The sequence below is a fragment of the Halorussus sp. AFM4 genome, from assembly GCF_051194995.1.
Lineage (GTDB): Archaea > Halobacteriota > Halobacteria > Halobacteriales > Haladaptataceae > Halorussus.
Genome location: NZ_JBNTJT010000006.1, coordinates 179,392 through 205,168, shown reverse-complemented (window position 1 = coordinate 205,168; position 25,777 = coordinate 179,392). Strand labels below are relative to the sequence as shown.

Here is a 25,777-nt window from a genome sequence, read left to right as displayed (position 1 = left end):
TGACGCATGGATAACGGACGGTGGACGTGATGCGTCAGGTATGTGTTCCAAAGGAGGTATATGGTGAGGGCTAAGAGCAGTTCCCAGTATGAAGAGCCAGGAAGAGATTCTCGATCGGATGACCGACGCCTTCTTTGCACTCGACGAGGACTGGCAGTTTACGTACATCAACGACCGTGCCAGCGGCGTTCTTCGGCAGGCATCGTCCGACGAGGCCGCGAGCGGCGACCTCCTGGGCGAGTGCATATGGGACGCCGTCCCGGAGGCCATCGGCACGCAGTTCTACGAGAAGTACCACGAGGCGATGGCGAACCAAACCCCGGTCTCCTTCGAGGCGAAGTACGCGCCGCTCGACTCGTGGTTCGACGTCCACGCCTACCCCTCCGAGACCGGACTCTCGGTGTACTTCCGCGACATCACGGAACGCAAGCGCCTGGAGGCGGACCTTCGGAGCCGCGACGAGGTGTTCCGGCACGTGTACCGGGTCATTGCGGACAAGACGGCGTCCTTTGACGAGAAGGTCGACGCGCTGCTGGATATCGGCCGGGACGCGCTCGACACCGACTACGGGGCTCTCTCCCGGCTTGACGACGACCGGTACGTGTTCGAGCTCGTCCACGACCCCACCGGCGAGACCCGGCCCGGCGACGAGATACCGCTGGGCGAGACGAACTGCGAGCGGGCCATCGTCACCGAGGAGACACTGGTGGCCGCCGACATAGCCTCGGACGCGCCGGGGCTCACGGGCCGGGCGGGGTACGCGGAGCTCGGGATCGAGTGTTACGTCGGGACGCCGGTGGTGGTCGACGACGAGGTCCGCGGGACGTTCTGCTTCTACGACCAGGAGCCCAGACGGGAGCCGTTCTCGGACTGGGAAGTCACGCTCGTCGAGCTCATGGGCGACTGGATCAGCTACGAGCGCGAACGGGAACGGCGCGAGCGGGAGCTCTCCCGCCAGCGCGACCGCCTCGACGGGTTCGCCCGCATCATCTCCCACGACCTCCGGAACCCCCTCAACGTCGCCCAGGGACGCCTCTCGCTGGCCCGCGAAACCGGGGAGAGCGACGACCTCGACGACGTCGAGGACGCGCTGGCTCGCATCGAAGGCATCGTGGAGGACACGCTGACGCTGGCCCGAAAGGGGCGGACCGTCACCGACAGGGAACCGGTCTCGATTCCGGAGCTGGCGACGGAATGCTGGGAGATGGTCGCGACCGACGGTCCCGGCCCAGACCTCGAGGTCGGAGACGCGGTTCGGGTCCGGGCGGACCCCGACAGGCTCCGACACGTGTTCGAGAACCTGTTCCGGAATTCCGTCGAACACGGCTCGACGGGGGAGAGGGCGTCCGCCGACGCGTCGCCGACGACTGACGACTCGGAGGAATCGGGCGACAGCCGCGTCACCGTCAGAGTGGGTGGCCTCGACGGGCGGGGCTTCTACGTGGAGGACGATGGCCCGGGGATACCGGTCACCGAGCGTGAGCGGGTATTCGAGCCCGGCTTCTCGATGACCGACGACGGGACTGGATTCGGGCTGGCGATCGTCGCCGAAATAGCCGAGGCCCACGGCTGGCGCGTCACGGTCGAGGAAGGTACCGACGGTGGCGCTCGGTTCGCGTTCGAAAACGTCGAGTTCGCGTGATGCGATTCCTCCGTCACCTCTTCGAGGCGCACTTCGGACGCACGGACAGCGGTTAGGCCGGCACCGCGCCGCTCTCGGAGGCCTCGAGCAGCTCGTGGTAGCGGTTCCGGATGGTCACCTCGCTGACCTGCGCGACGTCGCTGACCTCGGCCTGTGTGACCTTCTCGTTGGTCAGCAGCGGGCCGGCGTAGACGGCGGCGGCCGCGAGGCCGACCGGCGACTTGCCGCTGTGGAGGCCCTGCCGCTTGGCGTTCCGGAGCAGCTCGCGGGCCCGGCGCTCGGACTCGTCGGAGATGCCGAGCTCGCTGGCGAAGCGCGCGACGTACTGCTCGGGGTCGGCGGGCTGGATCTGGAGGTTGAGCTCGCGGACGATGTAGCGGTACGTCCGCTTGAACTCCATCTCGTCGATCCGGCTGACGTTGGCGACCTCGTCGATGGACCGGGGCGTCCCGGTCTGGCGGGCGGCCGCGTACAGCGCCGCGGTGGCGACGCCCTCGATGGAGCGGCCCGGCAGGAGGTCCTCGTCGAGCGCCCGCCGGTAGATCACGCTGGCGGTCTCGCGCACGTCCTCGGGGAGGCCGAGCGCGGAGGCCATGCGGTCGATCTCGCCGAGGGCCTGCTTGAGGTTGCGCTCCTTGGAGTCGCGGGTGCGGAACCGCTCGTTCCACTTGCGCAGCCGCTGCATCTTCTGGCGCTGCCGGCTGCCGAGCGACTTGCCGTAGGCGTCCTTGTCCTGCCAGCCGATGTTGGTCGACAGCCCCTTGTCGTGCATCATCTTGGTGGTCGGGGCGCCGACCCGGCTCTTCTGGTCCTTCTCGCTCGCGTCGAACGCGCGCCACTCCGGCCCGCGGTCGACGTTGTCCTCGTCGATGACGAGGCCGCATTCCGCACAGACGGTCTCGCCGTGCTCGTCGTCGGCGGTGACGCGGCCGCCGCACTCGGGGCAGACCTGCTCGTCCTCGCGCTCGTCGGTCGTCCGCTCGTCGTCGTCCGTTCGCTCTCGCTCTGTCACGTCGGTCTGTTCGTCGTAGCTCTGGATGCGTGTACTCGTCATGGTTGGATGGGTCTGTTGAGGCCCGGAGAGGGGAGAAAACCTAAATAACCTCCGTGCCTCGCTTCCTAACCAACAGTAAGGCCGACAAGTACTTAAATGTTTCGGAGGCGTGCGTGTCGTGTGCACGCAGAGGCGGCAGTTTCGGCCGCGAACGCGCCCAGATTACTGCCCGCTGAAACGTCCATTATCGCCGCTTAAATCCCTGTACGCTCCCGATTGCCGAGCGCCGGAAATTCTGGGGTGTATTGTACTCGACGCTCACATCTATTTCGTCAATCGTCGGCGTCCCCGGTGGCGAGACGTGAGGTGTCGTGTCGGTCCGGCGTCGCCAAAATCGGACGCCGACCGGTCAGCGGTCGAGGTACGACATCGCCTCCTCGTCGGAGACCTGGTCGAACGACCGGTAGAACTGGCCGACGGCGCTGAAGTGGGGCGGCGTCTCGACGGCCACGACGTCGTCGGCCTCGGCGCGGAGCCGCTCGACGGAGTCGGGAGAGCCGACCGGCACGGCGAGGACGACGCTGTCGGCCCCCGCCGCCCGGACCTGCCGGAGCGCCGCGGTGGTCGTCGCGCCCGTGGCGAGGCCGTCGTCCACGACGAGCACGCGCTTGTCCGCGAGGTCCGGCAGGTCGGCCGTCCCCCGGTAGCGTTGGAGCTTCTGCCGGGCGGCCTCGGCCTCGGCGTCGCGTTCGCGCTCCACGTAGGCCTCGTCGACGCCCAGGCGGTCGATGAGGTCCTCGTTGCGCCACACCGACCCGTCGCTGGCGACCGCACCGATGGCCAGCTCCGGGTTGTCCGGCGCTCCGATCTTCGAGGCGACGACCACGTCGAGCGGCGCGCCGAGCGCGTCGGCGACCGCCCGCGCGACCGGCAAGCCGCCCCGGGGTATCCCCAGCACCACGTCGGCCTCCACGTCGCGGTCGTCGAGCAGGTCGGCGAGCTGTCGTCCGGCGTCGGTTCTGTCCTGGAACATCGTCCCCCAACGGAGACGCGGCGCCGTCGTGCTTAAACCTACCCGCGAGCCGCCAGCCGTTCGCCGTCTCCCCGACGACACCGAGAGAAGCGGACGGCCGGCTCGCAGCGGTCGATGGTGCCGCACCGGAGGTCAGGAGCCGCGGTGTTCCGGCGGTCGACCGCACTCGAGTTCCGGTCCCTCGACCGCGACCGCCGGACGACGTCGGCTACCAGACCATCTGGCCGTCGTCCTCGGTGTTCCCGATGTAGAGCAGGTGGGCGAACGGCACGAACGCGATGAACTCGCCGCTCTCGTCGAAGAGCTCCACGCCGCTGTCGCCGACCTCGTAGTCCTCGCACTCGATCTGCTCGCCGTCCGATATCTGGGCCTTGAACATCCGTCGGTACTCCCAACGCCGACCGCCAAATGACTGTCGGCGGAACGTCCGGCCACTCCGCTGGCCGGACTCCCCCTCTCCGTGTCGGTGGACCGGATCATCGTCTGACATGTGGTGAGATGGTTGATATGGTTCGAGCGACGGACTTGGGTCGAATAGTAACTTCCCAATTGTACCTCTGAGATTGATAAGTAATTACCTCCTCAGCACTTGATGGCGTCCGCTGTTTTCCTCCCGATACATTCTAACAGTTGAGGGTCTGAATTATGGTTCCTGGGCTCTTTCTGTGGAGGACTGACTAAGGATCGAGATTCGGCAGAGTTAACGGAACTGGATCCTCAATTAGAGAAACGGTAGTTGAACTGCTACTTGGGTATTTATAGCTACAATCATCCAGAAAAATCGGAGAAAGAGAATTTAGTAATTGGGTATCAAATCTCACAATTAGTGCCGAAAATTTCGCAGTTCGGGAAAATATGTGGTCTATAGATAGATTATCGGCCCAAAAGACACGTAAATCAAGATTCAATGTTTTTATATGTTCACAACAAAATCCTCCAATTTGATTTACATCGACGTTCGGTGTGCCCGGAATATAGAGCGCCGAGGTTTTCCACGTTTTCGTGGATCACATCAGTCTATATGCTCACGTTCCCACGCTTCCAAGGGCCTGAACTGCCGAGTATCGACGAGGGGCCCGACGCCGAACGGGGCGTCGGCGACCGTGCCGAGGTCGAGCGTCCCGTCTTCGACGCGGAGTGCGGCGAAGCCGTCCCCGTGGCGCCGATAGAGGTCGTCGTGCGCCGACAGGACCGTCCCCTGGACCTCCTCGGGGAACCCGCTCAGTCCCCGGAAGTAGTGGTGGCCGTTGCGCTCGACGTGGTCGGCGCCGATGGTCGCCGCGACCGCGAGGTCCTGGAGCAGTTCGACGGGACCGACCGTGGTCAGGTCCTCGGCGCTGATGACGTACTCGCAGTCGTCGTCGACCCGGTTGCGGTGGGCGACGAGGCAGGCGTTGACGACCCCCTTGAACGCGCCCTTGCAGTTCTTGTGACTGGTTCCGGCGTAGCCGTGCGTCAGGGCGGTGCCCGCGCTGTCGATGCGCCCGTCGGATTCGTCGATGATGATCGGCGGCGCGTCGTCCCACGCCGCAAGCACCTCCCCGGTCTCCGGGGTGAACGCCTCGTCGCGGGGGAGAGGTTGTTCGACGTAGGCCAAGTTTTCGAACAGGGCGGCGCAGTCGGGGTCCGCCCCCAGTGCCTCCCACTGGCGCCTGAACTCCGCCGCGCTGTCGTAGCCCTCGTTCGCGTCGACCGTACAGCGGTACTCCTCGACGCCCAGGTCGGCGAGCAGGTCGGCGATCCGGCCGAGGCGCGTCGCGTCCGTCTCGGGGTCCGCGGCGAGTTTGATCTTGAAGTGATCGACCCCGTCGGCGCGGACGTAGTCGGCGAGAGTCAGCGGCAGACCGTCGTCCGGCCGTTCCTCTCCCACGTCGGCGTCGGTGAGCGGGTCGTCGAGACCGACGGTGTGTCTGACCGCGGTCTCGCGTCCGGGCTCGGCAGGCAACAGGTCCGCGGGGTCGTACGGGGTCAGTTCGTCGTACACCGACCCCAGGTCGATTCCGAGCAGGTTCTCGCGGACCGCGGTCGGAAACGAGACGTCCTTCGCGCGACAGACGGCGTCGAGCAATGCCTGCTCGACGAGGCTGACACCGTACGACCACAGCAGCGGCGGATGACCCGCCGGTTCGGCCCACTCGCGCTGGCGCTCGGAGAGCGTCCGCCAGAAGGCGAACGGCGTCGGCGCCGGGTCGAGGTCGGTCGCGATGTCGGCGGCCGCGCGGAACGCCTCGACCATGTTCCGATAGCCCGCTTCGAGCTTCATCTCGGGGTCCTTGTAGAACCAGCCGGGGATCAGCCCGGCCATCCCGACCCCGACCTGGGACGTCCCGTCGACGTCGGCCTCGACCCGGAGGAACACCTTCGGGATTTCGGTGACCTCGACGTTCCCGAAGTGGAACGGCAGTCGGGTCTCCAGGTCGACGACGTGGAGCGCGGTCCGCGAGACTGCGACCGTCATGGCGCCTCGGACGCGGGCCGCGCTGAAATGACTTTCCCGCGGGTGACGCCGCCACTGCCGCCGTGGCAAGCATGCGGGACCACCGATCGCTCACTCCTCGACGACCGGATTCGTGAGGGTCCCGATGCCCTCGATCTCGGCCTCGCACGTCTGGCCGGGTTCGAGCAGGTCGACCGGGTCGCGGAAGATGCCGACGCCGCCGGGGGTGCCGGTCGAGACGACGTCGCCGGGTTCGAGGGTCATGTTCGCGCTGATGTACGACACCAGCTCGTCGACGTCGAAGATGAACTGCTCGGTGTTCGAGGACTGCTTGGTCTCCCCGTCGACCCGCAGCGCGACGTCGACCGCGTTGGGATCGAAGTCGTCGTCGGCCACCAGCGCCGGCCCCATCGGCGAGAACGTGTCGTAGCTCTTGCCGCGGAAGAACTGGCCGTCCGAGAACTGGGCGTCGCGGCCGCTCACGTCGTTGAGCACCGTGTAGCCCGCGACGTAGTCCCGGACCTCGTCCTCGTCGAGGTCCTTTGCCCGTCGACCGATCACGACCGCGAGCTCGACCTCGTAGTCGACCTGCTCGCCCTCGGGGTGGACGATGGGACTGCCGGGGTTCGTGACGGTGGTCGGGGCCTTCGCGAACAGGAGCGGGACGTCCGGGATCTCCTCGTCCTGCTCCTCGGCGTGGTCGCGGTAGTTGAGGCCGGCGCAGACGATCTTCGGGGGCCGGGGCACCGGCGCCAGCAGGCTCACCTCGTTGGCGTCGAGTGTCGTGAGCGTCCCGTTTCCGGCTGCCTGCTCCACCCGGTCGAGGTAGCGGGGGTTCGTGAGGTCCTGGTAGGACGGTTCGCCCGCCGGGAAGTCGGCGAGCGCGTGGATCTCCTGGTCGGTTCTGACGCCCCACGCTGGGCCGCCACCGCCGTTGTATCGAACGAACTGCATCGACCAAAAGAGGCGTCGCCTGCACCATAAATGTTGAGATAGTCGGTACCGTCTCTCACCCGGGCGGAAGCGACCGGTAGAACGTCCGACGACGCCCGTCTCCACGGTCGGGGTCATATTTATCACGGAACCCGCCCAGCGTAGTGGTATGGACGCGAACCCGTCGAGGAGTTCACTCGCAGTTCCGGAGGAGTCGATCCGCGAGGCGTGCGGCGAGACCCCGTTGCCCGAACTCGGGCTGGTCGAGCAGGTCTGGGAGACCGACCCGATCCCCGAGGACGAGATCGCCGACCGGGCCGGGGAGGCCTTCGGGTCGCTCCCGCTCGAAGCCGTCCCGGAGGGCGGCGAGATCGCGCTCGGCGTCGGAAGCCGCGGCATCGCGAACCTCGGGACCATCGTCGCGGGCGTCGTCGCCGAGGCCCAGGACCGCGGGTACGAGCCGTTCGTGTTCCCGGCGATGGGCAGCCACGGCGGCGCCACCGCCGAGGGCCAGCGCGAGATGCTCGCCGACCTCGGCGTCGACGAGTCGACCGTCGGCTGCGAGATCCGGTCGAGCATGGACGTCGTCGAGGTCGGTCGAACCGACGACCGCGACGTGCCGGTCGTCGCCGACGCCAACGCCGTCGAGGCCGACGCCATCGCACCCATAAATCGGATCAAGCCCCACACCGACTTCGACGGCACCGTCGAGAGCGGCCTCTCGAAGATGCTCGTCATCGGGATGGGCAAGCAGCGCGGCGCCAAGATCGCCCACGACTGGGCGGTCGACTGGTCGCTCCGGAACATGATCCCGGAGATCACCGAGCAGTTGCTCGACGAGCTCCCGGTCGTCGGCGGGGTCGCCATCCTCGAAGATCAGCGCGACGACACCGCGCTCCTGGAGGGGGTCCCGCCCGAGGGCTTCCTCGACCGGGAGGCGGAGCTCCTCGAACGCGCCTACGATATCATGCCGACGCTCCCGTTCGACGACGTCGACGTGCTGGTCCTCGACCAGCAGGGCAAGGACATCAGCGGCCAGGGGATGGACACCAACGTCATCGGTCGCCGGCCCTTCGCGATCCAGGAGCCCGAGCCGGAGCTGCCGGACATCAAGCGCATCTACACCCGGTCGCTCACCGAGACGACCCACGGCAACGCGATGGGCATGGGCTCGGCGGACTTCGTCCACGCCGACCTGCTCGCGGAGATCGACATGCCGACCACGCTCATCAACGCGCTGACCGCGAGCACCACCAGGGGCGTCCGGCTCCCACCCGCGGTCGAGACCGACCGCGCCGGGCTGGTCGCGGCCCTGTCGACCATCGGCATCGTGGACCCGGAGGCGGTCCGGGTCCTCCGGGCGGCCGACACGATGCACCTCCAGCGCCTCTACGCCTCGACGGCGCTCGTCGAGGAGGCCCGCGAGCGCGACGACCTCCGCGTGGTCGCCGAGCCCTCGCCCATCGAGTTCGAAGCGGGCGACTTCGCCGCCCCGTCGCCGCACGCGACGAACGACGCTGACGGGTAGGAAAAGTGCCCGACCGGAGCCACTGAAGGCTCGATTCCGCTTCTATTCGTGCTCTCCTGCGTGACACCTCGTCAGATCTCGAGCGGGTCGATGGCGACGCGACGCCCCTCGTCGGCGGACCGGTAGCTCGCCTCCGTGAGTTGGACGCCCCGGGCGCCGGCGGCGAAGTCCCAGGGGAACGGCTCGTCGGCGACGACGTGGCGGATGAACTGCTTCCACTGGTGCTTGAACGCGTTCTCGAACTCCCGGTTGTTGGGCACGCGCTCCCAGTCCTCGTAGAAGTCGTGCTCCTTCGGCGTGTCGGGGTTCCACTCCGGCTTGGGGGTGTTCGAGCGGTGCTGGGTCTTGCAGTCGCGCAGGCCGGCGACGGCGCTGCCCTCGGTCCCGTCGACCTGGATCTCGAGCAGGTCGTCGCGGTTGACCCGGACCGTCCACGAGGAGTTGAGCTGCGCGACGACGTCGTCCTCGAGTTCCATGATAGCGTAGGCCGCGTCGTCGGCGGTCGCATCGTATGGCTCGCCGTCCTCGTCGACGCGCTCCGGGATGTGGGTCTTCTCGAGGCACTGGACCGTCTCCACGCGGCCGAACAGGTTCTCGAGGACGTAGCTCCAGTGAGAGAACATGTCGTCGATGATGCCGCCGCCATCCTCGGCGCGGTAGTTCCACGAGGGGCGCTGGGCGGGCTGGACGTGGCCGGTGAACACCCAGTAGCCGAACTCGACCCGGACCGAGAGGATGTCGCCGAAGAACTCCTGGTCGATGAGCCGCTGGAGCTTCAGCAGCCCGGGGAGCCAGAGTTTGTCCTGGACGATGCCGTGCTTGACGTCGCTTCGCTCCGCCGTCCGGGCCACTTCGAGCGCGGTGTCGAGGTCGCCGGCCAGCGGTTTCTCGCAGTAGACGTCCTTGCCGGCCTCGATGGCCTTCAGGAGGGCGTCGGGCCGGCGCGGCGTGACCTGGGAGTCGAAGTAGATCTCGTCGTCGCCGTCGAGACAGGTCTCGAGGTCGGGGTCTGCGGTCCAGCGCTCGACGCCGTGTTCCTCGCTCAGCCTGCGGAGTTTGCGCTCGTTCCGACCGACCAGGATCGGGTCCGGCACCACCGGTTCCCCGCTCGGGAGCTCGACCCCGCCGTCCTCGCGGATCGCCAGGATTGAGCGGATGAGGTGCTGGTTAGTGCCCATTCGGCCGGTCACGCCGTTCATGATGATGCCAATCTCTTGCATGGGGCTAGTACGTCGTCGGAAAGTCCCATTTGAAACTATAAGAGCGTTTTGGTTAACTGGGAGACTATTCTGGGGGGTGCCCTCCCGAGCGTCGAGAAAGCATCACCGACGTTACCTATAACAATAGTTTCTTATAGTATGTCGCTTGACACGGACGTATGGGCGTGAACATCGGTTACGTCGGTATCGACCACCACCACCGCGACCCGTACTTCGCCGTCGCGAGCGAACTCGACGCCAGGGTCACCGCGGTCTGCGAGCCCGGCCGGCGGGTGGACGTCTCGAACATCGCCGCGATGGACGAGCGGCCCGACGAGGTCACCACCGAGGGACAGGACGTCGGCGATCTCGTCGCCGGCGCGGCGGTGTACGAGGATCCCCACGAACTCGTGGCCGACCCCGGCGTCGACGTCGTCTGGATCACGTACCGGAGCGACGAGACGCCGGCCATCATCGAGAGCGCCGTCGAGAACGGCGTCCACGTCATCAGCGAGAAGCCCAACGCCCGGACGGCCGCCGACCTCGAGGCCGTCGCTCGCAAGGCGAACGACGCGGGCGTCACCGTCTCGCCGACGATGTACTACCGGAAGAACCCGGTCGCGATGGAACTGCGCGACCGCGTGCGGGACGGGTTCTTCGGCGACGTCTGGACGGTCGAGGGCCGGTTCAACGCCAGCCAGCTCTCCTACCGCAACACCGACCATTACATCTACGACGCGGCGACCAGCCGCGGCGGCGCCCTCCAGTGGGTCGGGCCCCACTGGGTCGACATCATGCCGTGGATCCTCGACGACCCCATCGCCCGGGTGAACGCCGAGTTCCACGAGGCCGCGGAGGCCGACGTCGAGGCCGGGGCGGTGCTCCAGTTCGAGACCCGCGGCGGGACGCTGGGCACCTACCACACCGGCTACTACCTGAGCGACCGGGGCAAGGACACCCACCTCGGCGTCTACGGGAAGGACGCCCAGGCGCTCACGCCGCTGCACCACGACGCGCTCCAGCACGAACCGACGGTGCCGCTGGAGATCACCTCGGAGGACCCCGACTGGACGGCCGCCCCGACCCGCACCACCGAGTTCGAGTTCGCCTACGACCGGTTCCCGGCCTGGGGCGACTTCGTCCAGGACTACTTCGAGGCGTACTTCGAGGGGTACGAGACGGGCGACGTCCCCGCGACCGTCGACGACGCCCTCCAGCTGCTCCGGGTCCTCGACGCGGCGTACGAGTCGGGCGACACCGGCGGCTGGGTCGACGTCGCCGACTGACGGCCGTCCGTTCGCGATCACCCCTGTTCTCACTGCGACCCGCCGCCGAGGGTCGCTCCGCGACCTGGCGCCGAGGTTCCGTTCGTTGCTCTCGATTGCGTCGTACTTCCCGTCGCCTGTCGTTCTGCTGCTCGATCGGCCGACCTGTCCGTCGCTCGCGTCCTGAGCGCTCGGGCTCGACGGGTCGATCATCGGGCTCGACGGGTCGGTCACCCGCGGTTCGTTTGACTCTCCTGAACTTTATATGTGATTGGCGCGTGCCTACGACATATGACAGGGACAGACGAGTCGAGGACGCTCCAGACGACCGCGACCTCGATAGAGATACTCGAACTCCTGGAGGAGTTCAACGGGGCCCGGGTGTCCGAGATCGCCGAGCGGATGGACCGGCCGAAGAGCACCATACACGGTCACCTCGCGACCCTCAGGGAGAAGGAGTTCGTGGTCAAGCAGGGCGACTTCTACGCGCTGGGTCCCGAACTCCTCCGGCTCGGGAACCACGTTCGGACGCGGGAGGACGGCTTCGTGCTCGCGCGCGAGTTCACCGAGCGCCTGTTCGAGGAGGTCGGCCTCCGGTCCATCTTCGCGGTGGAGATGGGCGGGAAGGCGGTGTTCGTCCACACCGCGTCGGGGAACAAGATGGGGTGGACCCACGAGCGGCTGGGCAACCGGCTCTACCTCCACAACACCGCGGTCGGCAAGGCGATACTCGCCGAACTGCCGGCGCCGCGGGTCGACCAGATCCTCGACGAGTGGGGGCTGCCCGAGGAGACGGCGAACACGATCACCGACCGGGAGGCGCTGTTCGCGGAACTCGACGAGATACGCGACCAGGGGTACGCGGTCAACAACGCGGAGAACTTCAGGGAGCTCCATGCCATCGGCGTCGCTGCGACCAGACCGTCCGGCGACGTCATCGGAGGGTTCAGCGTCACCGGCCCCGAGCACTCCATCACCGACGTCGGGCGGGAGAGCCAACTCGCGGACGCGGTCAAGGAGATCGTCAACGAGTTCGAACTCGAACTGGCACTCGCGTAGACTGTCGGTCTCACTCAGACGTTCGAGAAATCCGAACTTTATGTGATATCCGGTTGCTATAACAGAATTAGGCCTGTTATGTATTGTGTCGTATTCACGTGCCAAGCGGACTCACCGCGAGCGTCCGTTCGACGGTGTCGAACTATTTACGGGGTCTCCGTCGGCCCTCGAATCGAGGCCGGCAACAGCGCTGTCGCAGCGGATAACCACGATGGAGTAATGTAGGGAAGTATACACAACCATTTTTATACAATGAGAATGAATACCGGGGTTGTATGTCCGACCGAGACCGGAGTGCGGCGGAGGAGCAGATAGTCGACGAACTGGACAACGTCCTCCCGGGGGAGATCGACCGCCGGAAGTTCCTGCACGGGTCGCTCGGCTCGCTGGGTGCGATGATGCTGGCCGGCTGTACGGGCGGCGGGGGCGGCCGGGACACCACCACGAGCGACCAGGCGACGACGGCAGGCGGCGACACCACCACTGCCGGCGAGGAGGCGTTCACGGATAACACGAAGGCGGTCTTCACGACGCCCTGGAAGAAGGAGCCCTCGTGGGGCCACGCCCACGTCGCCGAGGGCCGGGGGTACTGGAAGGACGCCGGGGTGCCGAACATCAACGCGACCCGGGGGAACGGTTCCGACACGGAGGCCCAGAACATCGGCGTCGGGAACAAGCCGATGGGCATCAGTTCGCTGACCACCGCGCTGAGCGTCTACCCCGAGACCCAGAACACCGAGGCGCTGAACATGACCATGATGGGCCTGGCCCGGGGCCGCCCGCTGCTGTCGCTCATCTGGCGGAAGGACCAGATGAAGGACCGGACCGACATCGCCGGGAAGTCTATCCTCGCGGCGTCTGGTTTCGCGGCGGCGACCGCCGAGGTGTATCCGAACCTCGTCGGCGTCGACCCGAGCGAGGTGGACATCCAGGAGGGGACCGAGGAGGTCGCGGCGCCCAAGCTCGCGAACAACGAGGTGCAGGCCATCTGGGGGTCGATCGACCTCTACCCCACTTACCAGGAGCAGGTCGACGCCGAGCTCGGCGTCACCCCGTTGACGGCGTTCGGCGCGTTCCCTGGCTACCCCATCTGGGTCAACAACAGCTGGTTCGAGAACAAGGAGAACAACGTCGAGTTCATGTCCCACGTGCTGACCGGCTACTTCAAGGCCCTGAAGTGGGGACTGCTGAACCAGTCGGAGTACCTCGACTACCTCAAGTCGGAGGTCAACCCCAACCTCCGGACCTGGACCCAGGAGGAGCTGGTGGGCCAGCACTCGGTCAACTGCGCCCAGGCTGTCACCCTCGACATGAAGGACAACGGACTGGGCTACTTCACCCAGGACGGGCTCTCGTTCGTGCTCGACAACGCCGCGTCGGCGCTGGTCGACAACCCCGACGCGCTGCCGAGCGCGAGCGAACTCGTCGACACCCGCGCCTTCGAGCAGTCCGAGAAGGTGACGTTCTCCGACTCGGAGTGGAACCGGCTGTCCCAGAACGCGGGCGAGATCTGGGGTATCTTCGAGGAAGCCGAGTCCGGCAACTGAGCGATTCCAGGCCTCGCACCGCGTTCGCCGACGAGGCCCGTTCCCTCCCCGGACGATTGCGAGGCATTCACAACCAAATGACAGCGGACAGCAGTAGCTGACGACTCCCGACAAGATATGTCACCGGAACCGCCACAACAGTTACGTTTAATAATCCGGAATCCGACGGCATTGGTAGACAATGAGTAACGAGATCGCGGAAACGCCCCGGGACGCCGGGACCGCCTCCTCGATGATAACGTACGACGGCGTCGACAAGGTGTACGGGACCGACCCGAGCGAGGAGTCGGTGACGGCGCTCGAGGGCATCGACCTCGACATCGAGCGGGGGGAGTTCGTCTCCGTCGTCGGCCCCTCGGGCTGCGGGAAGTCGACGCTGCTCCACCTCGCCGCCGGCATCCTGGAGCCCACGAACGGCTCGGTCGAGATCAACGGCGCGAGCGTCCAGAGCGCCGACCACGAGCGCAAGGAGGTCGGGCTGGTGTTCCAGCAACCCGTCGCGCTCGAGTGGCGGACGGTCCGGAAGAACATCCTGCTCCCCGTACAGATCCTGAAGGAGAACGGGGCGATCGACGGCGACATGGACGAGTACCGCGAGCGCGCCGACGAACTCATCTCCCTCGTGGGACTCGACGGGTTCGGCGACGCGTACCCGAACGAGCTGTCCGGCGGGATGCAGCAGCGCGTGACCATTAGCCAGGCGCTCATCTACAACCCCTCGGTCCTCCTGATGGACGAGCCCTTCGGGTCGCTCGACGCGATGACGAAGGACGAGCTCAACCTCGAACTGCTCCGGATCTGGCGAGAGACCGAGAAGACCATCCTGTTCATCACCCACGACCTCGACGAGGCGGTGTTCCTCTCGGACCGCGTCGTCGTCCTCTCGCCGCGTCCAGGCCGGGTCGTCGACGACATCGAGATCGACCTCGACCGACCGCGCAACGAGGAGACCAGGGGGACAGAGCGCTTCGTCGAACTGTCCACGCAGCTCCACCAGCACTTCAAGAGCCTGAAATGATAGCCAGAGTCGCACGGAAACTGGGATCGGACGTCTCGGACGGGGCGTGGTACTCGATCGACAACACCCGGGCCACCCGCTGGGGCCTGTCCGCGCTCGGTGTCGTGCTCACCATCACGTTCTGGGAGGGCGCGACGACGCTGCTGGCGCTCAACCCGAAGTACTTCCCCGGACCGGTCGACGTCGTCAACGAGCTGGCCCGCATCTGGTCGGCGATCGCGTTCGTGCTGCCCAACACGCTCTCGGCGGCGTTCACCGGGTACGTCGTCGCGCTGGCGCTGTCGATCCTCGTCGCGATACCGCTGGTCGCGAACGAGCGGCTGCTCAACGCGCTCATGCCGTTCATCGTCGGCATCAACACCGTCCCGCGGGTCGCGCTGACCCCGCTGGTCATCTACTGGGTGAGCTTCGTCACGGTCTCGGGGCTGGCGCTGGCGAACTACGTGATGGCCGTGTGGGTCGCGTTCTTCCCCATGCTGATCGCGGCCATCGACGGGTTCAGCAACGTCGACGAGTCCACCGAGAACATGCTCGAGATATACGGCGCAACGACGTGGCAGGAGTTCAAGTACGTCCGGCTCCGGAAGGGGCTGCCGTTCATCTTCGACGGGATGAAGATCGGGTTCATCCTGGCGATGATCGGGGCGGTCGTCGGCGAGTTCGTCAGCGGCACGCCCGGCATCGGGTCGATGGCCGCCTCGGCGATCGGCCGGACCAGTATCTCGCGGGCGTTCGCCATCGTCCTCGTGCTGGGGTTCATCAGCACCGGCGTGGTGTTCGCGGTGTACCTCGTCGAGAGCAGACTCATCTTCTGGCGCGAGTCCTCGATAATGGGGGACGGCTGAGATGTCGACGAAGTCCAACCGGCGGCTCTGGCAGGTCCGGCGGTGGATCGAGCGCCGGCTCCCGACCGTCGCCGCGGGCGTCGCGATGCTGCTCCTGTGGGAGGGCATCGCACGCGTCATCGACAACAACCGCATCTTCGCCAGCATCTCGTACACGCAGCAGCAGCTGCTGGCCGAACTCGACACCGTCACCGTCAAGATCACCGAGACGTTCACGTCGGTCGTCGTCGCCTTCGTGCTCGCGGCCATCGCGGGCGTCCTGCTGGGCGTCGTGATCGCCGAGGTGTTCACGATCCGCCAGATGTCGATGCCGCTCATCATCTTCGCCTACGCGGTGCCCCATCCGGTGCTGGCGCCGATGTTCGTCATCTGGTTCCTCGTCGGCAGCGACATCGTCCTGTTCACGTTCACCGGCCCGTCGGCGTACCTGTTCGGCTCGGTCACCGCCGAGCAGGCCCAGCAGGTCGTGGCGATCAACGGCGTCACGACGTTCGGCGCCTGGGTCGGGTTCTTCCCGGTGTTCATCAACACCATCACCGGGATGAACGAGCTCGAGGAGCGGTTCGAGCACCTCGGCACCGTGCTCGGGGCGACCCGGTGGCAGATGGTCAAGTACTTCCGGTTCTGGCGGGCGCTGCCCAACATCGCCAGCAGCATGAAGTCGACCGTCCAGCTCTCCATCGTCGGCGTCATCGTCGCGGAGTTCATCGCCTCCTCGCAGGGCATCGGCTACCAGATCGTGCTGGCCTGGAAGAACGCCGACCTCGGCTACATGTTCGGCGTGGTCCTGGTCATCATGCTGGGTTCCTACGTCTTCTACCAGACGGTCGTGTGGGCACTGAAGACCGTGACGCCGCCGGGCTCGGTCTGAGGTGCTCGCTCCGACCCGTTCCTCGAACCGCCACGACCGGCTCCGCCGTGACGATGCGAGCGGGCACCCGGACAACTATGTAGGAGTGCGACTATGACGCACACATGATACCAGACGTCGACGCGGTCGACGACCCCGCCCGGCGACTCGCCCTCGAGTGCGTGCTCGCCGGCATCGAGGCCGCCGAGCCGGCGACCGTCGTCGCCGAGCGGGTGTCGCTCGACGGAACGGCCCTCGTCGTCGGCGGCGAGCGGTACGACCTCGACGACTACGACGAGGTGATCGTCGTTGGGGGCGGTAACGCGGCCGCCACCGCTGCGAGCGCGCTCGAAGGCGTTCTCGGCGACCGGCTCGACCGCGGCGCGGTGGTCACCGACAACCCGGTCGAGACCGACCGCGTCGAGGTCCTGCCCGGCGACCACCCCGTCCCGAGCGAGCGCGGCGTCCGGAGCACGCGGAAGCTACTCGACATCGCGGAGTCGGCCGGCCCCGACGACCTCGTCATCGGGATCATCACCGGCGGCGGGAGCGCGCTCATGCCGGCCCCGGCCGAGGGCATCGACCTGGCGGCCCTCCAGGCGACGACCGAGGGCCTGCTGGCGAGCGGCGCGACCATCGGGGAGATCAACGCGGTCCGCAAGCACTGCTCGGACCTCAAGGGCGGCCAGCTCGCCGGGGCGGCCTCGCCGGCGACGGTGGTCGGGCTGGTGTTCAGCGACGTCGTGGGCAACCGACTCGACGTCGTCGCAAGCGGCCCGCTGACGCCCGACGAGTCGACCTACGCCGACGCGCTGGACGTCCTCGACCGCTACGACGTCGACGTCCCCGAGGCGGTCGAGACGCGGCTCCGTCGGGGCGACGAGGGCGAGTACCCCGAGACCCCCGGTCCGGACGACGAGGCCGTCGCGGCCGTCTCCCAGCACGTGCTCGCCGACGGAACCACTGCGCTCGAGGGGGCCGCCGAAGCGGCGCGCGAGGCCGGTTACGAGCCGCTCGTGCTGAGTTCCCGCATTCGCGGCGAGGCCCGGGAGGCCGCCAAGGTCCTGGCGGGCGTCGCCGAGGAGTGCGCCGCCACCGGGACGCCGGTCGAGCCCCCGGCGGTCCTGCTGTCGGGCGGCGAGACGACCGTGACCATCCGGGGCGACGGCGTGGGCGGACCCAACCAGGAGTTCGCGCTGAGCGCCGCCGTCGAGCTCGCCGATCCGGACGTGGTCGCGGCGAGCGCCGACACCGACGGCATCGACGGGAACTCCGACGCCGCCGGCGGTATCGCCACTCGTGGAACGGCCGACCCCGTCGACGAGGCCCGGGCGGCCCTGGCGAACAACGACGCCGGGAGCTTCCTGGAGCGCCGTGACGGGCTGATCGTCACCGGACCCACCGGGACGAACGTCAACGACCTCCGGGTGTTCGTGGTGCCCGAGCGGTGAGCGCCGACCGGCGGACTGCCGGGGACCGATACCGAAAAGCGGGCCCGCGATACCTTTATCGTCGGCGCGGGAGGTACTGTTCTCATGCGGATAGACGTCCACAGTCACCTGCTGCCGGAGCCGTACGTCGACCGCCTCCTGGAACTCGACACGCCCGTCGGGCTGGACGCCGAGGGCGGGCAGTTGTACATGGTCCACGAGCGCTCGGGGACCGCCAGCGTCGCCGCCGGCAACCGGATCCCCGTGAACGAGGGGTTCACCGACGTCGAGGCCCGGTTCGAGTGGATGGACGACCACGACGTCGCCCGGACGCTCGTGTCCGTGTCCACGCCGAACCCGCTCCACGACGCCTTCACGCCCGAGCAGTCGACGGACCTTATCCGGGCCATCAACGACGGCTTCGCCGACCTCCAGTCGGCCCACCCCGACCGGATCGCGGGCCTCGGCATGCTCCCGCTCCGCGAGCCGGACGAGGCGGTCGCCGAGGTCGACCGCATCGCGGGGGACCTGGACCTCTGCGGTATCGCGCTGCCGACGTCGGTCAACGGGCGCAAGCTGTCCGCGCCCGAGCTGCGACCGGTCTTCGACCGGGTGGACGACCTCGGGCTGACGGCCTTCGTCCACCCCCACGGCAACGCCCTCAGCGACGAACTCGGCGCGGACGAGTCGTTCCTCAATCCGCTGGTCGTCTTCCCCACCGAGACGACGTTCCAGATCGCTCGACTCATCTACGACGGCTTCTTCGACGACCACGACTTCGACGTCGTCCTCTCGCACATGGGCGGGGCGCTCCTCCAGCTGGCGGGCCGGCTCGAACGCGGCCGCGACGAGATCGACGACCCCGCCGCCCGGCCCGACAGGCCGGTCCGCGAGTACCTCGCGGAGTTCTACTACGACTGCATCTCGTTCCACCGGCCCGCGCTCGCGGCCGCCGTCGACACCGTCGGCGTCGACCAATTCGTGTTCGGCACGGACTTCCCGTTCGACGAGGAGGACACCCGGACCATCGTCACCGACGTCGAGGCGGTCGTCGAGTCGGAGGCCGACCGGGAGCGGCTCATGCACTCGACCGCGGCGGAGCTGTTCGACCTGTCGGAGGCTCGCGAGACCTGACTCTCTGTCAGTCGTAACCTTTTACCTCGGTAACGAATAACGTAGAACTGTGAGCATGGGACGAGTGACCCGTATCGAAGAGAGCGGTACAATTCCCGAGGACGCCGTCGTGCGCCACTACGACGAACTGGACGACGACGTCCGGCACTGTCTGCCGTCGCTGGTCGAGCGCGCACCGTACGACGAGGCCCCGGTATCGTCGGGCGACAACGCCGACGAACTGTACGTGAAGTTCACCGACTACTACCGGATTCAGATGGGGTGACGACTTCGGATCTCCGAGCGGTGGTTGACGACGCGGTGCATCGAACGACGGTGCTCTGGTCTGCATCGTCCCGGTCGACCGACTGATCGACACAGCCGACAGCGGCCACCACGGAGATTTCCGCCAATGACAACCGCTCGCAAGGAGATCCAGAAGGCCGGACAGTGTGCCGGATTCATCAGTCGGTCGTCTCGTTTCGATTCCTGAACTTGTTCGTACGTATCCGGTCCCGCTTTCATCCACGTTACTGATACGAATCCGCAGTTTTCGCTGCGGAATTAGCATTTATAATTTGCCCCTACGGATCAACGAGACCGGCTCGTCCGGCGGAGGGCGATCTCGCTGTTGCTGTGGTTAGGGATAGCTTAATATTCGGACTGTGCGTTTTCGAACGGTCAACAGCTGTCCCTCTACGTGCGATTGGCCCTCCAACCCTACTGGCGGAATTCGAGGGATTGCGACGAGTCCCCGGCCCGATATGACGGAAATAGGGTAGTCGATCGCCATCTGCATCTCAGTCGAAACTACAGTGCTCTAAATCAGTCATTTCTCGATAGGGGGATGTGTGCTGGGTCAGCACACCAACTCGACTGCAGCGTCGTGTTCCGACATACTCTGTCCGGCCGGCCCTCCACGAACACCGCGTACTGCCCTCCGTGACCCGCCCAAAGACCCGAGTCGCTCGCCGACGTAGCGTGCGGTATGAGCGCAGACTGGCGAGAGACAATCAGACGACGCCGTGCCGAGAAGGACGACTACTTCGGCGAGCACCCGCGGTCGCCCATCCCGGACGACGAGCGCGAGGCGTTCGAGGGTCTCAACTACTACCCTATCGACGAGGACTACCGCTTCGTCCTCCCGCTCCACGAGCACGACGACGTCGAGCAGGTCACCGTGGGGACGAGCACCGAGGGCGAGCGGGAGTACCACCGAATCGGCGAGTTCCGGTTCGAGGTCGACGGCGAGGCGGTCGCGCTGCAGGCGTACAAGGCCGACCGCGACGACGACCGGCTCTGGGTCCCGTTCCGCGACGCGACCGGCGGCGAGGAGACGTACGGCGCGGGCCGGTACCTCGACCTCGAACCCGACGACCACCGGACCGACGGCGGCGAGTGGGTGGTCAACTTCAACGAGGCGTACAACCCCACCTGCGCGTACGCCGACCGGTACGAGTGCCCTCTCCCGCCGACGGAGAACTGGCTCGGCGTGCCCATCGAGGCCGGCGAGAAGACCTACCGGTGAGGTCGGCGCCGCGGGCCCGGACGCGTCCGGCCTGGGTGGCACCGCCGTCGAATCAGTATCGACCGTCAGTCTATACCTTCGACAGCTTCGCTCGCGGAGATCGGGGTGAACCTTTCGACGCTCCGGGGCTACATTGCGGCCGTGTCGATGGGGAACGAAACCGCGGAGCCAGCCGACGAGCGGGCCGGCGGGAGATACACTACCGGAAGGTCAGGCCGGACGTCGAGGAGGCCAACCAGAGCCTGCTCCGTCTCGTCGCCAACCTCGAGGACTGCGAGGTGACCGACCTGCCGCCGCTCTACGACCGGATCGACCACATGGTCAAACAGCTCTTCACCAGCCCGCCGCCGCCCGACGCGCAGGTCGAACTCGAGTTCTCGTACTTCGGCTACCGCATCAGACTCGACCAGGGCGGCAACGCCTCGGTCAGGAAACTCGCCGGCGAGTCGGAACGCGACGGCTGAACCCGGCGGTCGTCCCTGGGCGGGGCCGGCGTCCGCACGCGATATGAGGTAGGAGGCCCACGCTACGAGAACCGACTGTCGCCCCGACCGCACCGTCACTCCAGAATCGCCGCCAGGCCGCGGTCGACGACCCACGCCGCGCCGGCCACGACCGCGGTCATCACGAGGTGGTTGCCCACCAGGCCGAGCGCGATGCCGATGGAGTAGGCCGCGCTGTCGAAGCCCAGAGTCGGCGGCGACCAGCCGTGCCACCGGGTCGCGTGCCAGGTGGCCAACGCGACCGCCGCGATGTGCGGGGCGCGCCGGACCCCGGCCGCCAGCGGTGTGGCACCCTCGAACGACCGGAGGGCGTCGCTCCGGAACGCGAACGGGACGTAGAGGAACGCCAGCGCGTAGACGAAACTCGACCCGAGGACGCTCTCGGCGCCCTCCGCGTACCGGGTCAGGATGACCAGCACGACCGAGACCACCAGCGTGACGAACGCGTACATGAAGACGGCGTAGCCGAACACGAGCAGGTAGTCGCCGCGCCGGCGCGCCCGCTCGGAGCACCAGTAGGAGTTCTTGACCGCGACGGCCGACGTGAGCAGGAACAGCACCAGCACCGCGCCGACCGCGCCGGTGCTCGCGGTCGCCGACCGCTGGAACTTCATCAGGTACACCGAGAGCGCCCCGAAGATGCCGATGACCGTGAATAGCTGGTGGTTGGCCTCCAGGAACGCCTCCAGCGAGGGCGGGCGCTCGTCGTCGGCGTCGCGGCGTCGCGCGAGTTCGCCCCAGCGACCCATGGCTACGTGGGTCCGCGGGGTGTCCATAAATGCGGCGCAACCGCGTCCCGACAGGTCCGCTGCGGGACCTGTCTCCGATGCGGAGTCGCGTTCGGGCGCGGGCGGTCAGTCGCTCTCGGCAGTCGCCTCGGACCCCTCCGCGTCCGGCTCCCCGTCGCCCTCGAGCAGTCGCTCGGCCCTGTCGCGGTCCTCGGGGTAGCCGACGTCGACCCGCCAGCCGTCCATCCGGATGGCGTCGATGGTCCGGCCGCTCTGGATGAGCAGGTCGATGGCCTCGCTGATCTCGTACTCGCCCCGGTTCGAGGGCTGGACCAGGTGGCAGGCGTGGAAGATAGCCGGAGTGAACGTGTAGAAGCCGGTCATCACCAGGTTCGACGGCGGGTCCTCGGGCTTCTCGACCACGTCGGTGATCTCGCCGTAGTCGTTGGTGTCACAGACGCCGTAGCGGTCGGCCTCCTCGTAGGGCACCTCCTCGGTGAGGAACGCGGCGTCGGCGCGGTCCTCCTGCTGGCGGTTGACCACGTCGCCCAGGTTGGCGTCGAAGATGTTGTCGCCAAGCATCAGCATGAAGTCGTCGTCGATGTGGTCCTCGACGGTGAGCAGGGCGTGGGCCAGCCCCTTCTGCTCGCGCTGATGGGCGTAGGTGATCGGGATGTCGCGGAACTCGTCGTCGTAGTGCTCGATGATGTCCTGCTTGCGGTAGCCGACCACCACGACGAACTCGTCGGCGTCGAGCGCGGCGAGTTGCTCGAAGCAGTGGGTCAGGATGGGCTTGCCGGCGACCTCCACCATCCCCTTGGGCTTGTCCTCGGTCAGCGGTCGTAGGCGGGTCCCTCTCCCCGCGGCTAAGATGACGGCCTTCATGTCCCTTCTCTGCCGGTACGACGACCCCGGAGGATAAATATTCCGTGCCCGCTCGCAGCGGAGCGTGCGACCGAGTACCAGTACGCCGTCGGCGAGGCGGTGACGCCGTCCGGGGCGGCCGTCCCGCCGGGCCGACCCCGAAGGGCTTTCCCGGCGGACTCCGAAGCCGGTCCCATGTGGCCCTGGGGTCATCTGGCGGTCGGGTACCTGGCGTACACCATCCTCGTCCACCTGCGGGAGCGCCGGGCGCCCGACGGCGTCTCGGCCGTCGCGCTGGCGTTCGGCACGCAGTTCCCGGACCTGGTCGACAAGCCGCTGGCGTGGACGTTCGGCGTCATCCCCAACGGGCGGTCGCTGACCCACTCGCTGATCACCGCGGTCCTCGTCGTCGCGGCGGTCGAGTGGCTGCTGCGCCGGCGGGGCTACGGACGGGTGGCGACCGCGTTCGCCGTCGGGTACCTCTCGCACCTGTTCGGGGACACGCTCTACCCCCTGGTCACGGGGGACCTCTCGGGGCTGGCCTTCCTGGCGTGGCCGGTCGCGCCGCCGGTCGAGTACGAGACCGAGCAGAGCTTCGCCGCCCACCTCGCCCAGCTGTCGCTCGACGCCCTCCTGACGCTCGAGGCCGGTCTCGGCGCGCTGGTGTTCGTCGTGTGGCTCGCCGACGGCGCTCCCGGCGTCGCCGTGCTCGCGGCTCTCCCCCGGTGGCTCGGCCGGAAACTCCCTGTCTGATACCGGACAGTTATCTCGGGCCGACCGGTCGAGACCACCCGATTCGGTCGCCAGCGGATTTATGGCCCTCGTCGTAGACTGTCCGGTGGGGGAGAAATTCGATGAGTCGCAAGCACGCAACTTTGGCTATCATGCTCGTGACCGCGATGATTTCCGGGGGCGTCGCGTCCTCGCTCGCGGCCACGGCCCCGGGCGCCGACCGGACACAGTCGGCGCCGAACGGGGTGACACTGGCAGCGCAGAACCAGACACAGAACACCACCGTAACGTTCGAGAACCAGACGAGCAACGGCACCGTCGTCACCATCTCGCAGGTGACGCTGCCCGACGGGGGCTTCGTGGTGATCCACAACGAGAGCCTCCTGAACGGGTCGGTGCTCGCGAGCGTCGTCGGGAGCTCGGAGTACCTCGAGGCCGGCACCCACGAGAACGTGACGGTGCGGCTCGACCAGCCGATCAACGAGTCCCAGCGCCTGATCGCGCTGGCCTACCGCGACACCAACGCCAACGAGGAGTTCGACTTCGTCACGTCGCAGGGGCAGATCGACGGCGCGTACACGGTCGAGAACCAGATCGTGGCCGACGCCGCGTTCGTGGAGGTCGAAGCGGAGGCCCAGCCGACAACGACCGAGGAGACCACGACCACGGAGGAGACCGAGGTCCCGACGACGACCACGGCCGTCGAAACGACGACCGAGACGGTGACGCCGACCGAGACCACGACCGAAGAGGAGACCACCACGACGACCGAGGAGACGACGACCACCGAGGAAGAGACCACGACGACGACTGAAGAGACGACTACGACGACCGAAGAGACCACGACAACGGAAACGACGACAACGACCGAGGAGACTACGACGACCACGGAAACGGAAACCACGACGACTGAGGAGCCCGAAGAGACGACTACGACGACCGAGGCGGCCGAGGAGACGACGACCACCGGGGCGGAAGCGGAGGTCGAGGAGCGCACGTTCCGCTTCCCCATCGACAGCATCCACGTGTCGAACTTCGCGATCGTCGTGGGCGAGGGGGAGGTCGACCGGACCGTCGTCGTCGAGGACGTGACGGTGTCCGACGAGACGGTCAGACTCGACGTCACGCAGCTGATGCTCGAGGGCGCGACCGACGGCGAGCTCCAGACGGTCCGGGTCGTCTTCCGGAACGTGACCGTCGAGAGCTCCGTGCTGGAGGTGACCGCGCCCGAGGGCGTGATCCCGCAGATCGCCGAGCAGGTCGACCTGCCGGTGACGACCCAGCCCGGAGAGACGACGACCGAGGCGCCCGAGGAGACGACCACCGAAACGCCGGAGGAGACGACGACTGAAGCGCCCGCGGAGACGACCACGGCCGTCGAAGAGACAACGACGACCGAGGAGCCCGAGGAGACCACGACGCAGCAGCCCGAGGAGACGACCACCGCTGCGCCCGAAGAGACCACGACCGAAGCGCCCGCGGAGACCACCACCGCGGAGACTACCACCGAGGAGCCCGCCGAGGCGCCCGGCCTCCGCGTCACTGACCTCAGCGTGGCCGGCGACGTCGTCGTGGAGCTCGAGGACGACCAGCTGGTCGTGACGGCGCAGGTCCGGAACCCCAGCGACGAGATCGTGTCCGAGACTGTCGAGCTCCGGATCAACGGTAGCGTCGTGGAGACCAAGCAGGTCGTCGTCAGCCCCGGCGAAACCGAGCAGGTCCGGTTCGAGACCCAGGTCACGCCGGGCCAGAAGTTCGTCAGCGTGCTGACCGACGAGTACGGCCGCGTCGCCCTCCTCACGATCCAGATCCAGGGCGAGCAGCCCGAGGAGACGACGACCGAGGCACCCGAAGAGACGACGACAACCGAGGAGCAGGAGACCACGACCGAAGAGGAAGAGACCACCACGACGACCGAGGAGACGACCACCGAGGAAGAGACCACGACGACGACTGAAGAGACGACTACGACGACCGAGGAGGTCGAGGAGACGACGACCACCGAGGCACCCGAGGAAACCACGACGACCGAGGAGCCCGCGGAGACGACTACGACGACCGAGGCGGCCGAGGAGACCACGACCGAGGCCGGGCAGGAGCCGCTGCTCCGGGTGTCGGGACTCGACGTCTCCGAGCCGATCGTCCTGGACAACGAGACGCTGACCGTGACGGCCCAGGTCAGCAACCCCGGCGACGAGGCCACGACCGAGCGCGTCGAGCTCCGGGTGAACGGCACCGTCGTCGCGACCCAGGAGGTCGAGGTCGGCCCCGGTGAGACCGTCGACGTGGAGTTCGAGGTCGACAAGGACGAGCTCGGCATCGAGCCCGGCGAGGCGTTCCTCGAAGTGCTGACCGAGAACTTCGGCGAGTCGATAACGGTCACCGTCGAAGCGGCCGACGAGGAGACGACGACCGCCGAGGGCTGAACACCGGGGCCTCCTGACCCCGGTTCGGCGGTATCGCACAGCGAGAAATCCGTTCGAGGTATTCTTTTGGGCGTTCGCGACTCCGGTTCGTGACGTCGGTCCG

The 25,777-nt window shown here is 67.1% G+C and carries 23 protein-coding genes; 15 read left to right on the top strand and 8 right to left on the bottom strand.

Annotated elements, in window-relative coordinates:
* The first annotated feature begins 88 nt into the window (after positions 1 to 88).
* Positions 89 to 1,642, top strand: coding sequence for an ATP-binding protein (locus ACQUQF_RS23515; RefSeq protein WP_435181776.1), 1,554 nt, complete (start codon positions 89 to 91; stop codon positions 1,640 to 1,642).
* Between the two features lie 52 nt (positions 1,643 to 1,694).
* Here the strand turns inward: ACQUQF_RS23515 and ACQUQF_RS23510 are convergent, their stop codons facing one another.
* The 5 genes from ACQUQF_RS23510 to ACQUQF_RS23490 form a co-directional block, all read right to left on the bottom strand.
* Positions 1,695 to 2,696, bottom strand: a complete 1,002-nt coding sequence (locus tag ACQUQF_RS23510) for a transcription initiation factor IIB (RefSeq protein ID WP_435181774.1) — start codon at positions 2,694 to 2,696, stop codon at positions 1,695 to 1,697.
* 349 nt (positions 2,697 to 3,045) lie between these two features.
* Positions 3,046 to 3,669 (bottom strand): phosphoribosyltransferase, encoded by a 624-nt coding sequence (locus ACQUQF_RS23505; RefSeq protein ID WP_435181771.1) that lies wholly within the window; start codon positions 3,667 to 3,669, stop codon positions 3,046 to 3,048.
* A 208-nt stretch (positions 3,670 to 3,877) separates the two neighbouring features.
* Positions 3,878 to 4,048, bottom strand: a complete 171-nt coding sequence (locus tag ACQUQF_RS23500) for a hypothetical protein (protein WP_435181768.1) — start codon at positions 4,046 to 4,048, stop codon at positions 3,878 to 3,880.
* 633 nt (positions 4,049 to 4,681) lie between these two features.
* Complete coding sequence (locus ACQUQF_RS23495; RefSeq protein ID WP_435181767.1) at positions 4,682 to 6,127, bottom strand: hypothetical protein; 1,446 nt, start codon at positions 6,125 to 6,127, stop codon at positions 4,682 to 4,684.
* A 90-nt stretch (positions 6,128 to 6,217) separates the two neighbouring features.
* Positions 6,218 to 7,060, bottom strand: coding sequence for a fumarylacetoacetate hydrolase family protein (locus ACQUQF_RS23490; RefSeq protein WP_435181765.1), 843 nt, complete (start codon positions 7,058 to 7,060; stop codon positions 6,218 to 6,220).
* Between the two features lie 148 nt (positions 7,061 to 7,208).
* Between ACQUQF_RS23490 and ACQUQF_RS23485 the strand changes: the two genes are divergently transcribed.
* Complete coding sequence (locus tag ACQUQF_RS23485; protein ID WP_435181763.1) at positions 7,209 to 8,567, top strand: DUF362 domain-containing protein; 1,359 nt, start codon at positions 7,209 to 7,211, stop codon at positions 8,565 to 8,567.
* 71 nt (positions 8,568 to 8,638) lie between these two features.
* On the opposite strand, the gene ACQUQF_RS23480 is transcribed toward ACQUQF_RS23485, so the two are convergent.
* Positions 8,639 to 9,787 (bottom strand): Gfo/Idh/MocA family protein, encoded by a 1,149-nt coding sequence (locus ACQUQF_RS23480; RefSeq protein ID WP_435181761.1) that lies wholly within the window; start codon positions 9,785 to 9,787, stop codon positions 8,639 to 8,641.
* Between the two features lie 158 nt (positions 9,788 to 9,945).
* Here ACQUQF_RS23480 and ACQUQF_RS23475 point away from each other — a divergent pair, with 158 nt between their 5' ends.
* The 11 genes from ACQUQF_RS23475 to ACQUQF_RS23425 all read left to right on the top strand — a co-directional run bounded on the left by ACQUQF_RS23475 (position 9,946) and on the right by ACQUQF_RS23425 (position 20,885).
* A complete protein-coding gene (locus tag ACQUQF_RS23475; RefSeq protein ID WP_435181759.1) occupies positions 9,946 to 11,052 on the top strand; it encodes a Gfo/Idh/MocA family protein in 1,107 nt (368 codons plus the stop codon).
* A 270-nt stretch (positions 11,053 to 11,322) separates the two neighbouring features.
* Positions 11,323 to 12,090, top strand: a complete 768-nt coding sequence (locus ACQUQF_RS23470; RefSeq protein WP_435181758.1) for an IclR family transcriptional regulator — start codon at positions 11,323 to 11,325, stop codon at positions 12,088 to 12,090.
* A gap of 275 nt (positions 12,091 to 12,365) precedes the next feature.
* Positions 12,366 to 13,637, top strand: coding sequence for an ABC transporter substrate-binding protein (locus ACQUQF_RS23465; RefSeq protein ID WP_435181757.1), 1,272 nt, complete (start codon positions 12,366 to 12,368; stop codon positions 13,635 to 13,637).
* A gap of 181 nt (positions 13,638 to 13,818) precedes the next feature.
* Positions 13,819 to 14,655: an ABC transporter ATP-binding protein gene (locus ACQUQF_RS23460; RefSeq protein WP_435181756.1), complete on the top strand. Its 837-nt coding sequence runs from the start codon at positions 13,819 to 13,821 to the stop codon at positions 14,653 to 14,655.
* On the top strand, positions 14,652 to 15,500 hold the full coding sequence (locus tag ACQUQF_RS23455) for an ABC transporter permease (protein WP_435181755.1): 849 nt from the start codon (positions 14,652 to 14,654) through the stop codon (positions 15,498 to 15,500). The genes ACQUQF_RS23460 and ACQUQF_RS23455 overlap by 4 nt, the downstream gene beginning before the upstream one ends.
* Before the next feature lies 1 nt (position 15,501).
* Positions 15,502 to 16,371 carry an ABC transporter permease gene (locus ACQUQF_RS23450; RefSeq protein ID WP_435181754.1) on the top strand — a complete coding sequence of 290 codons (870 nt, stop codon included), beginning with the start codon at positions 15,502 to 15,504 and terminating at the stop codon, positions 16,369 to 16,371.
* Between the two features lie 104 nt (positions 16,372 to 16,475).
* Positions 16,476 to 17,801, top strand: coding sequence for a glycerate kinase type-2 family protein (locus ACQUQF_RS23445; RefSeq protein WP_435181753.1), 1,326 nt, complete (start codon positions 16,476 to 16,478; stop codon positions 17,799 to 17,801).
* A gap of 84 nt (positions 17,802 to 17,885) precedes the next feature.
* Entirely contained in the window at positions 17,886 to 18,914 is a 1,029-nt protein-coding gene (locus tag ACQUQF_RS23440; protein WP_435181752.1) for an amidohydrolase family protein, read from the top strand.
* Between the two features lie 55 nt (positions 18,915 to 18,969).
* Complete coding sequence (locus ACQUQF_RS23435) at positions 18,970 to 19,179, top strand: hypothetical protein (protein WP_435182045.1); 210 nt, start codon at positions 18,970 to 18,972, stop codon at positions 19,177 to 19,179.
* A gap of 702 nt (positions 19,180 to 19,881) precedes the next feature.
* Positions 19,882 to 20,421 (top strand): DUF1684 domain-containing protein, encoded by a 540-nt coding sequence (locus tag ACQUQF_RS23430; RefSeq protein ID WP_435181751.1) that lies wholly within the window; start codon positions 19,882 to 19,884, stop codon positions 20,419 to 20,421.
* Positions 20,352 to 20,885, top strand: a complete 534-nt coding sequence (locus ACQUQF_RS23425) for a HalOD1 output domain-containing protein (protein WP_435181750.1) — start codon at positions 20,352 to 20,354, stop codon at positions 20,883 to 20,885. The genes ACQUQF_RS23430 and ACQUQF_RS23425 overlap by 70 nt, the downstream gene beginning before the upstream one ends.
* A 95-nt stretch (positions 20,886 to 20,980) precedes the next feature.
* Here ACQUQF_RS23425 and ACQUQF_RS23420 read toward each other — a convergent pair whose 3' ends face one another.
* Together ACQUQF_RS23420 and aglF are read right to left on the bottom strand one after the other, a co-directional pair.
* Positions 20,981 to 21,673 (bottom strand): hypothetical protein, encoded by a 693-nt coding sequence (locus ACQUQF_RS23420; protein WP_435181749.1) that lies wholly within the window; start codon positions 21,671 to 21,673, stop codon positions 20,981 to 20,983.
* A 105-nt stretch (positions 21,674 to 21,778) separates the two neighbouring features.
* Entirely contained in the window at positions 21,779 to 22,537 is a 759-nt protein-coding gene (aglF, locus tag ACQUQF_RS23415) for a UTP--glucose-1-phosphate uridylyltransferase AglF (protein WP_435181748.1), read from the bottom strand.
* Between the two features lie 174 nt (positions 22,538 to 22,711).
* On the opposite strand from aglF, the gene ACQUQF_RS23410 reads away from it, so the two are divergent.
* On the top strand, positions 22,712 to 23,269 hold the full coding sequence (locus ACQUQF_RS23410) for a zinc dependent phospholipase C family protein (protein WP_435181747.1): 558 nt from the start codon (positions 22,712 to 22,714) through the stop codon (positions 23,267 to 23,269).
* Positions 23,270 to 23,370: 101 nt separating this feature from the next.
* On the top strand, positions 23,371 to 25,674 hold the full coding sequence (locus tag ACQUQF_RS23405; protein ID WP_435181745.1) for a DUF7282 domain-containing protein: 2,304 nt from the start codon (positions 23,371 to 23,373) through the stop codon (positions 25,672 to 25,674).
* Positions 25,675 to 25,777 lie beyond the last annotated feature (103 nt).

Bases quoted from the DNA above. Each gene is read 5' to 3' on its own strand.
- ACQUQF_RS23515 (WP_435181776.1), top strand. From the start codon at position 89: ATGAAGAGCCAGGAAGAGATTCTCGATCGGATGACCGACGCCTTCTTT.
- ACQUQF_RS23510 (WP_435181774.1), bottom strand. From the start codon at position 2,696: ATGACGAGTACACGCATCCAGAGCTACGACGAACAGACCGACGTGACA.
- ACQUQF_RS23505 (WP_435181771.1), bottom strand. From the start codon at position 3,669: ATGTTCCAGGACAGAACCGACGCCGGACGACAGCTCGCCGACCTGCTC.
- ACQUQF_RS23500 (WP_435181768.1), bottom strand. From the start codon at position 4,048: ATGTTCAAGGCCCAGATATCGGACGGCGAGCAGATCGAGTGCGAGGAC.
- ACQUQF_RS23495 (WP_435181767.1), bottom strand. From the start codon at position 6,127: ATGACGGTCGCAGTCTCGCGGACCGCGCTCCACGTCGTCGACCTGGAG.
- ACQUQF_RS23490 (WP_435181765.1), bottom strand. From the start codon at position 7,060: ATGCAGTTCGTTCGATACAACGGCGGTGGCGGCCCAGCGTGGGGCGTC.
- ACQUQF_RS23485 (WP_435181763.1), top strand. From the start codon at position 7,209: ATGGACGCGAACCCGTCGAGGAGTTCACTCGCAGTTCCGGAGGAGTCG.
- ACQUQF_RS23480 (WP_435181761.1), bottom strand. From the start codon at position 9,787: ATGCAAGAGATTGGCATCATCATGAACGGCGTGACCGGCCGAATGGGC.
- ACQUQF_RS23475 (WP_435181759.1), top strand. From the start codon at position 9,946: ATGGGCGTGAACATCGGTTACGTCGGTATCGACCACCACCACCGCGAC.
- ACQUQF_RS23470 (WP_435181758.1), top strand. From the start codon at position 11,323: ATGACAGGGACAGACGAGTCGAGGACGCTCCAGACGACCGCGACCTCG.
- ACQUQF_RS23465 (WP_435181757.1), top strand. From the start codon at position 12,366: ATGTCCGACCGAGACCGGAGTGCGGCGGAGGAGCAGATAGTCGACGAA.
- ACQUQF_RS23460 (WP_435181756.1), top strand. From the start codon at position 13,819: ATGAGTAACGAGATCGCGGAAACGCCCCGGGACGCCGGGACCGCCTCC.
- ACQUQF_RS23455 (WP_435181755.1), top strand. From the start codon at position 14,652: ATGATAGCCAGAGTCGCACGGAAACTGGGATCGGACGTCTCGGACGGG.
- ACQUQF_RS23450 (WP_435181754.1), top strand. From the start codon at position 15,502: ATGTCGACGAAGTCCAACCGGCGGCTCTGGCAGGTCCGGCGGTGGATC.
- ACQUQF_RS23445 (WP_435181753.1), top strand. From the start codon at position 16,476: ATGATACCAGACGTCGACGCGGTCGACGACCCCGCCCGGCGACTCGCC.
- ACQUQF_RS23440 (WP_435181752.1), top strand. From the start codon at position 17,886: ATGCGGATAGACGTCCACAGTCACCTGCTGCCGGAGCCGTACGTCGAC.
- ACQUQF_RS23435 (WP_435182045.1), top strand. From the start codon at position 18,970: ATGGGACGAGTGACCCGTATCGAAGAGAGCGGTACAATTCCCGAGGAC.
- ACQUQF_RS23430 (WP_435181751.1), top strand. From the start codon at position 19,882: ATGAGCGCAGACTGGCGAGAGACAATCAGACGACGCCGTGCCGAGAAG.
- ACQUQF_RS23420 (WP_435181749.1), bottom strand. From the start codon at position 21,673: ATGGGTCGCTGGGGCGAACTCGCGCGACGCCGCGACGCCGACGACGAG.
- aglF (WP_435181748.1), bottom strand. From the start codon at position 22,537: ATGAAGGCCGTCATCTTAGCCGCGGGGAGAGGGACCCGCCTACGACCG.
- ACQUQF_RS23410 (WP_435181747.1), top strand. From the start codon at position 22,712: ATGTGGCCCTGGGGTCATCTGGCGGTCGGGTACCTGGCGTACACCATC.
- ACQUQF_RS23405 (WP_435181745.1), top strand. From the start codon at position 23,371: ATGAGTCGCAAGCACGCAACTTTGGCTATCATGCTCGTGACCGCGATG.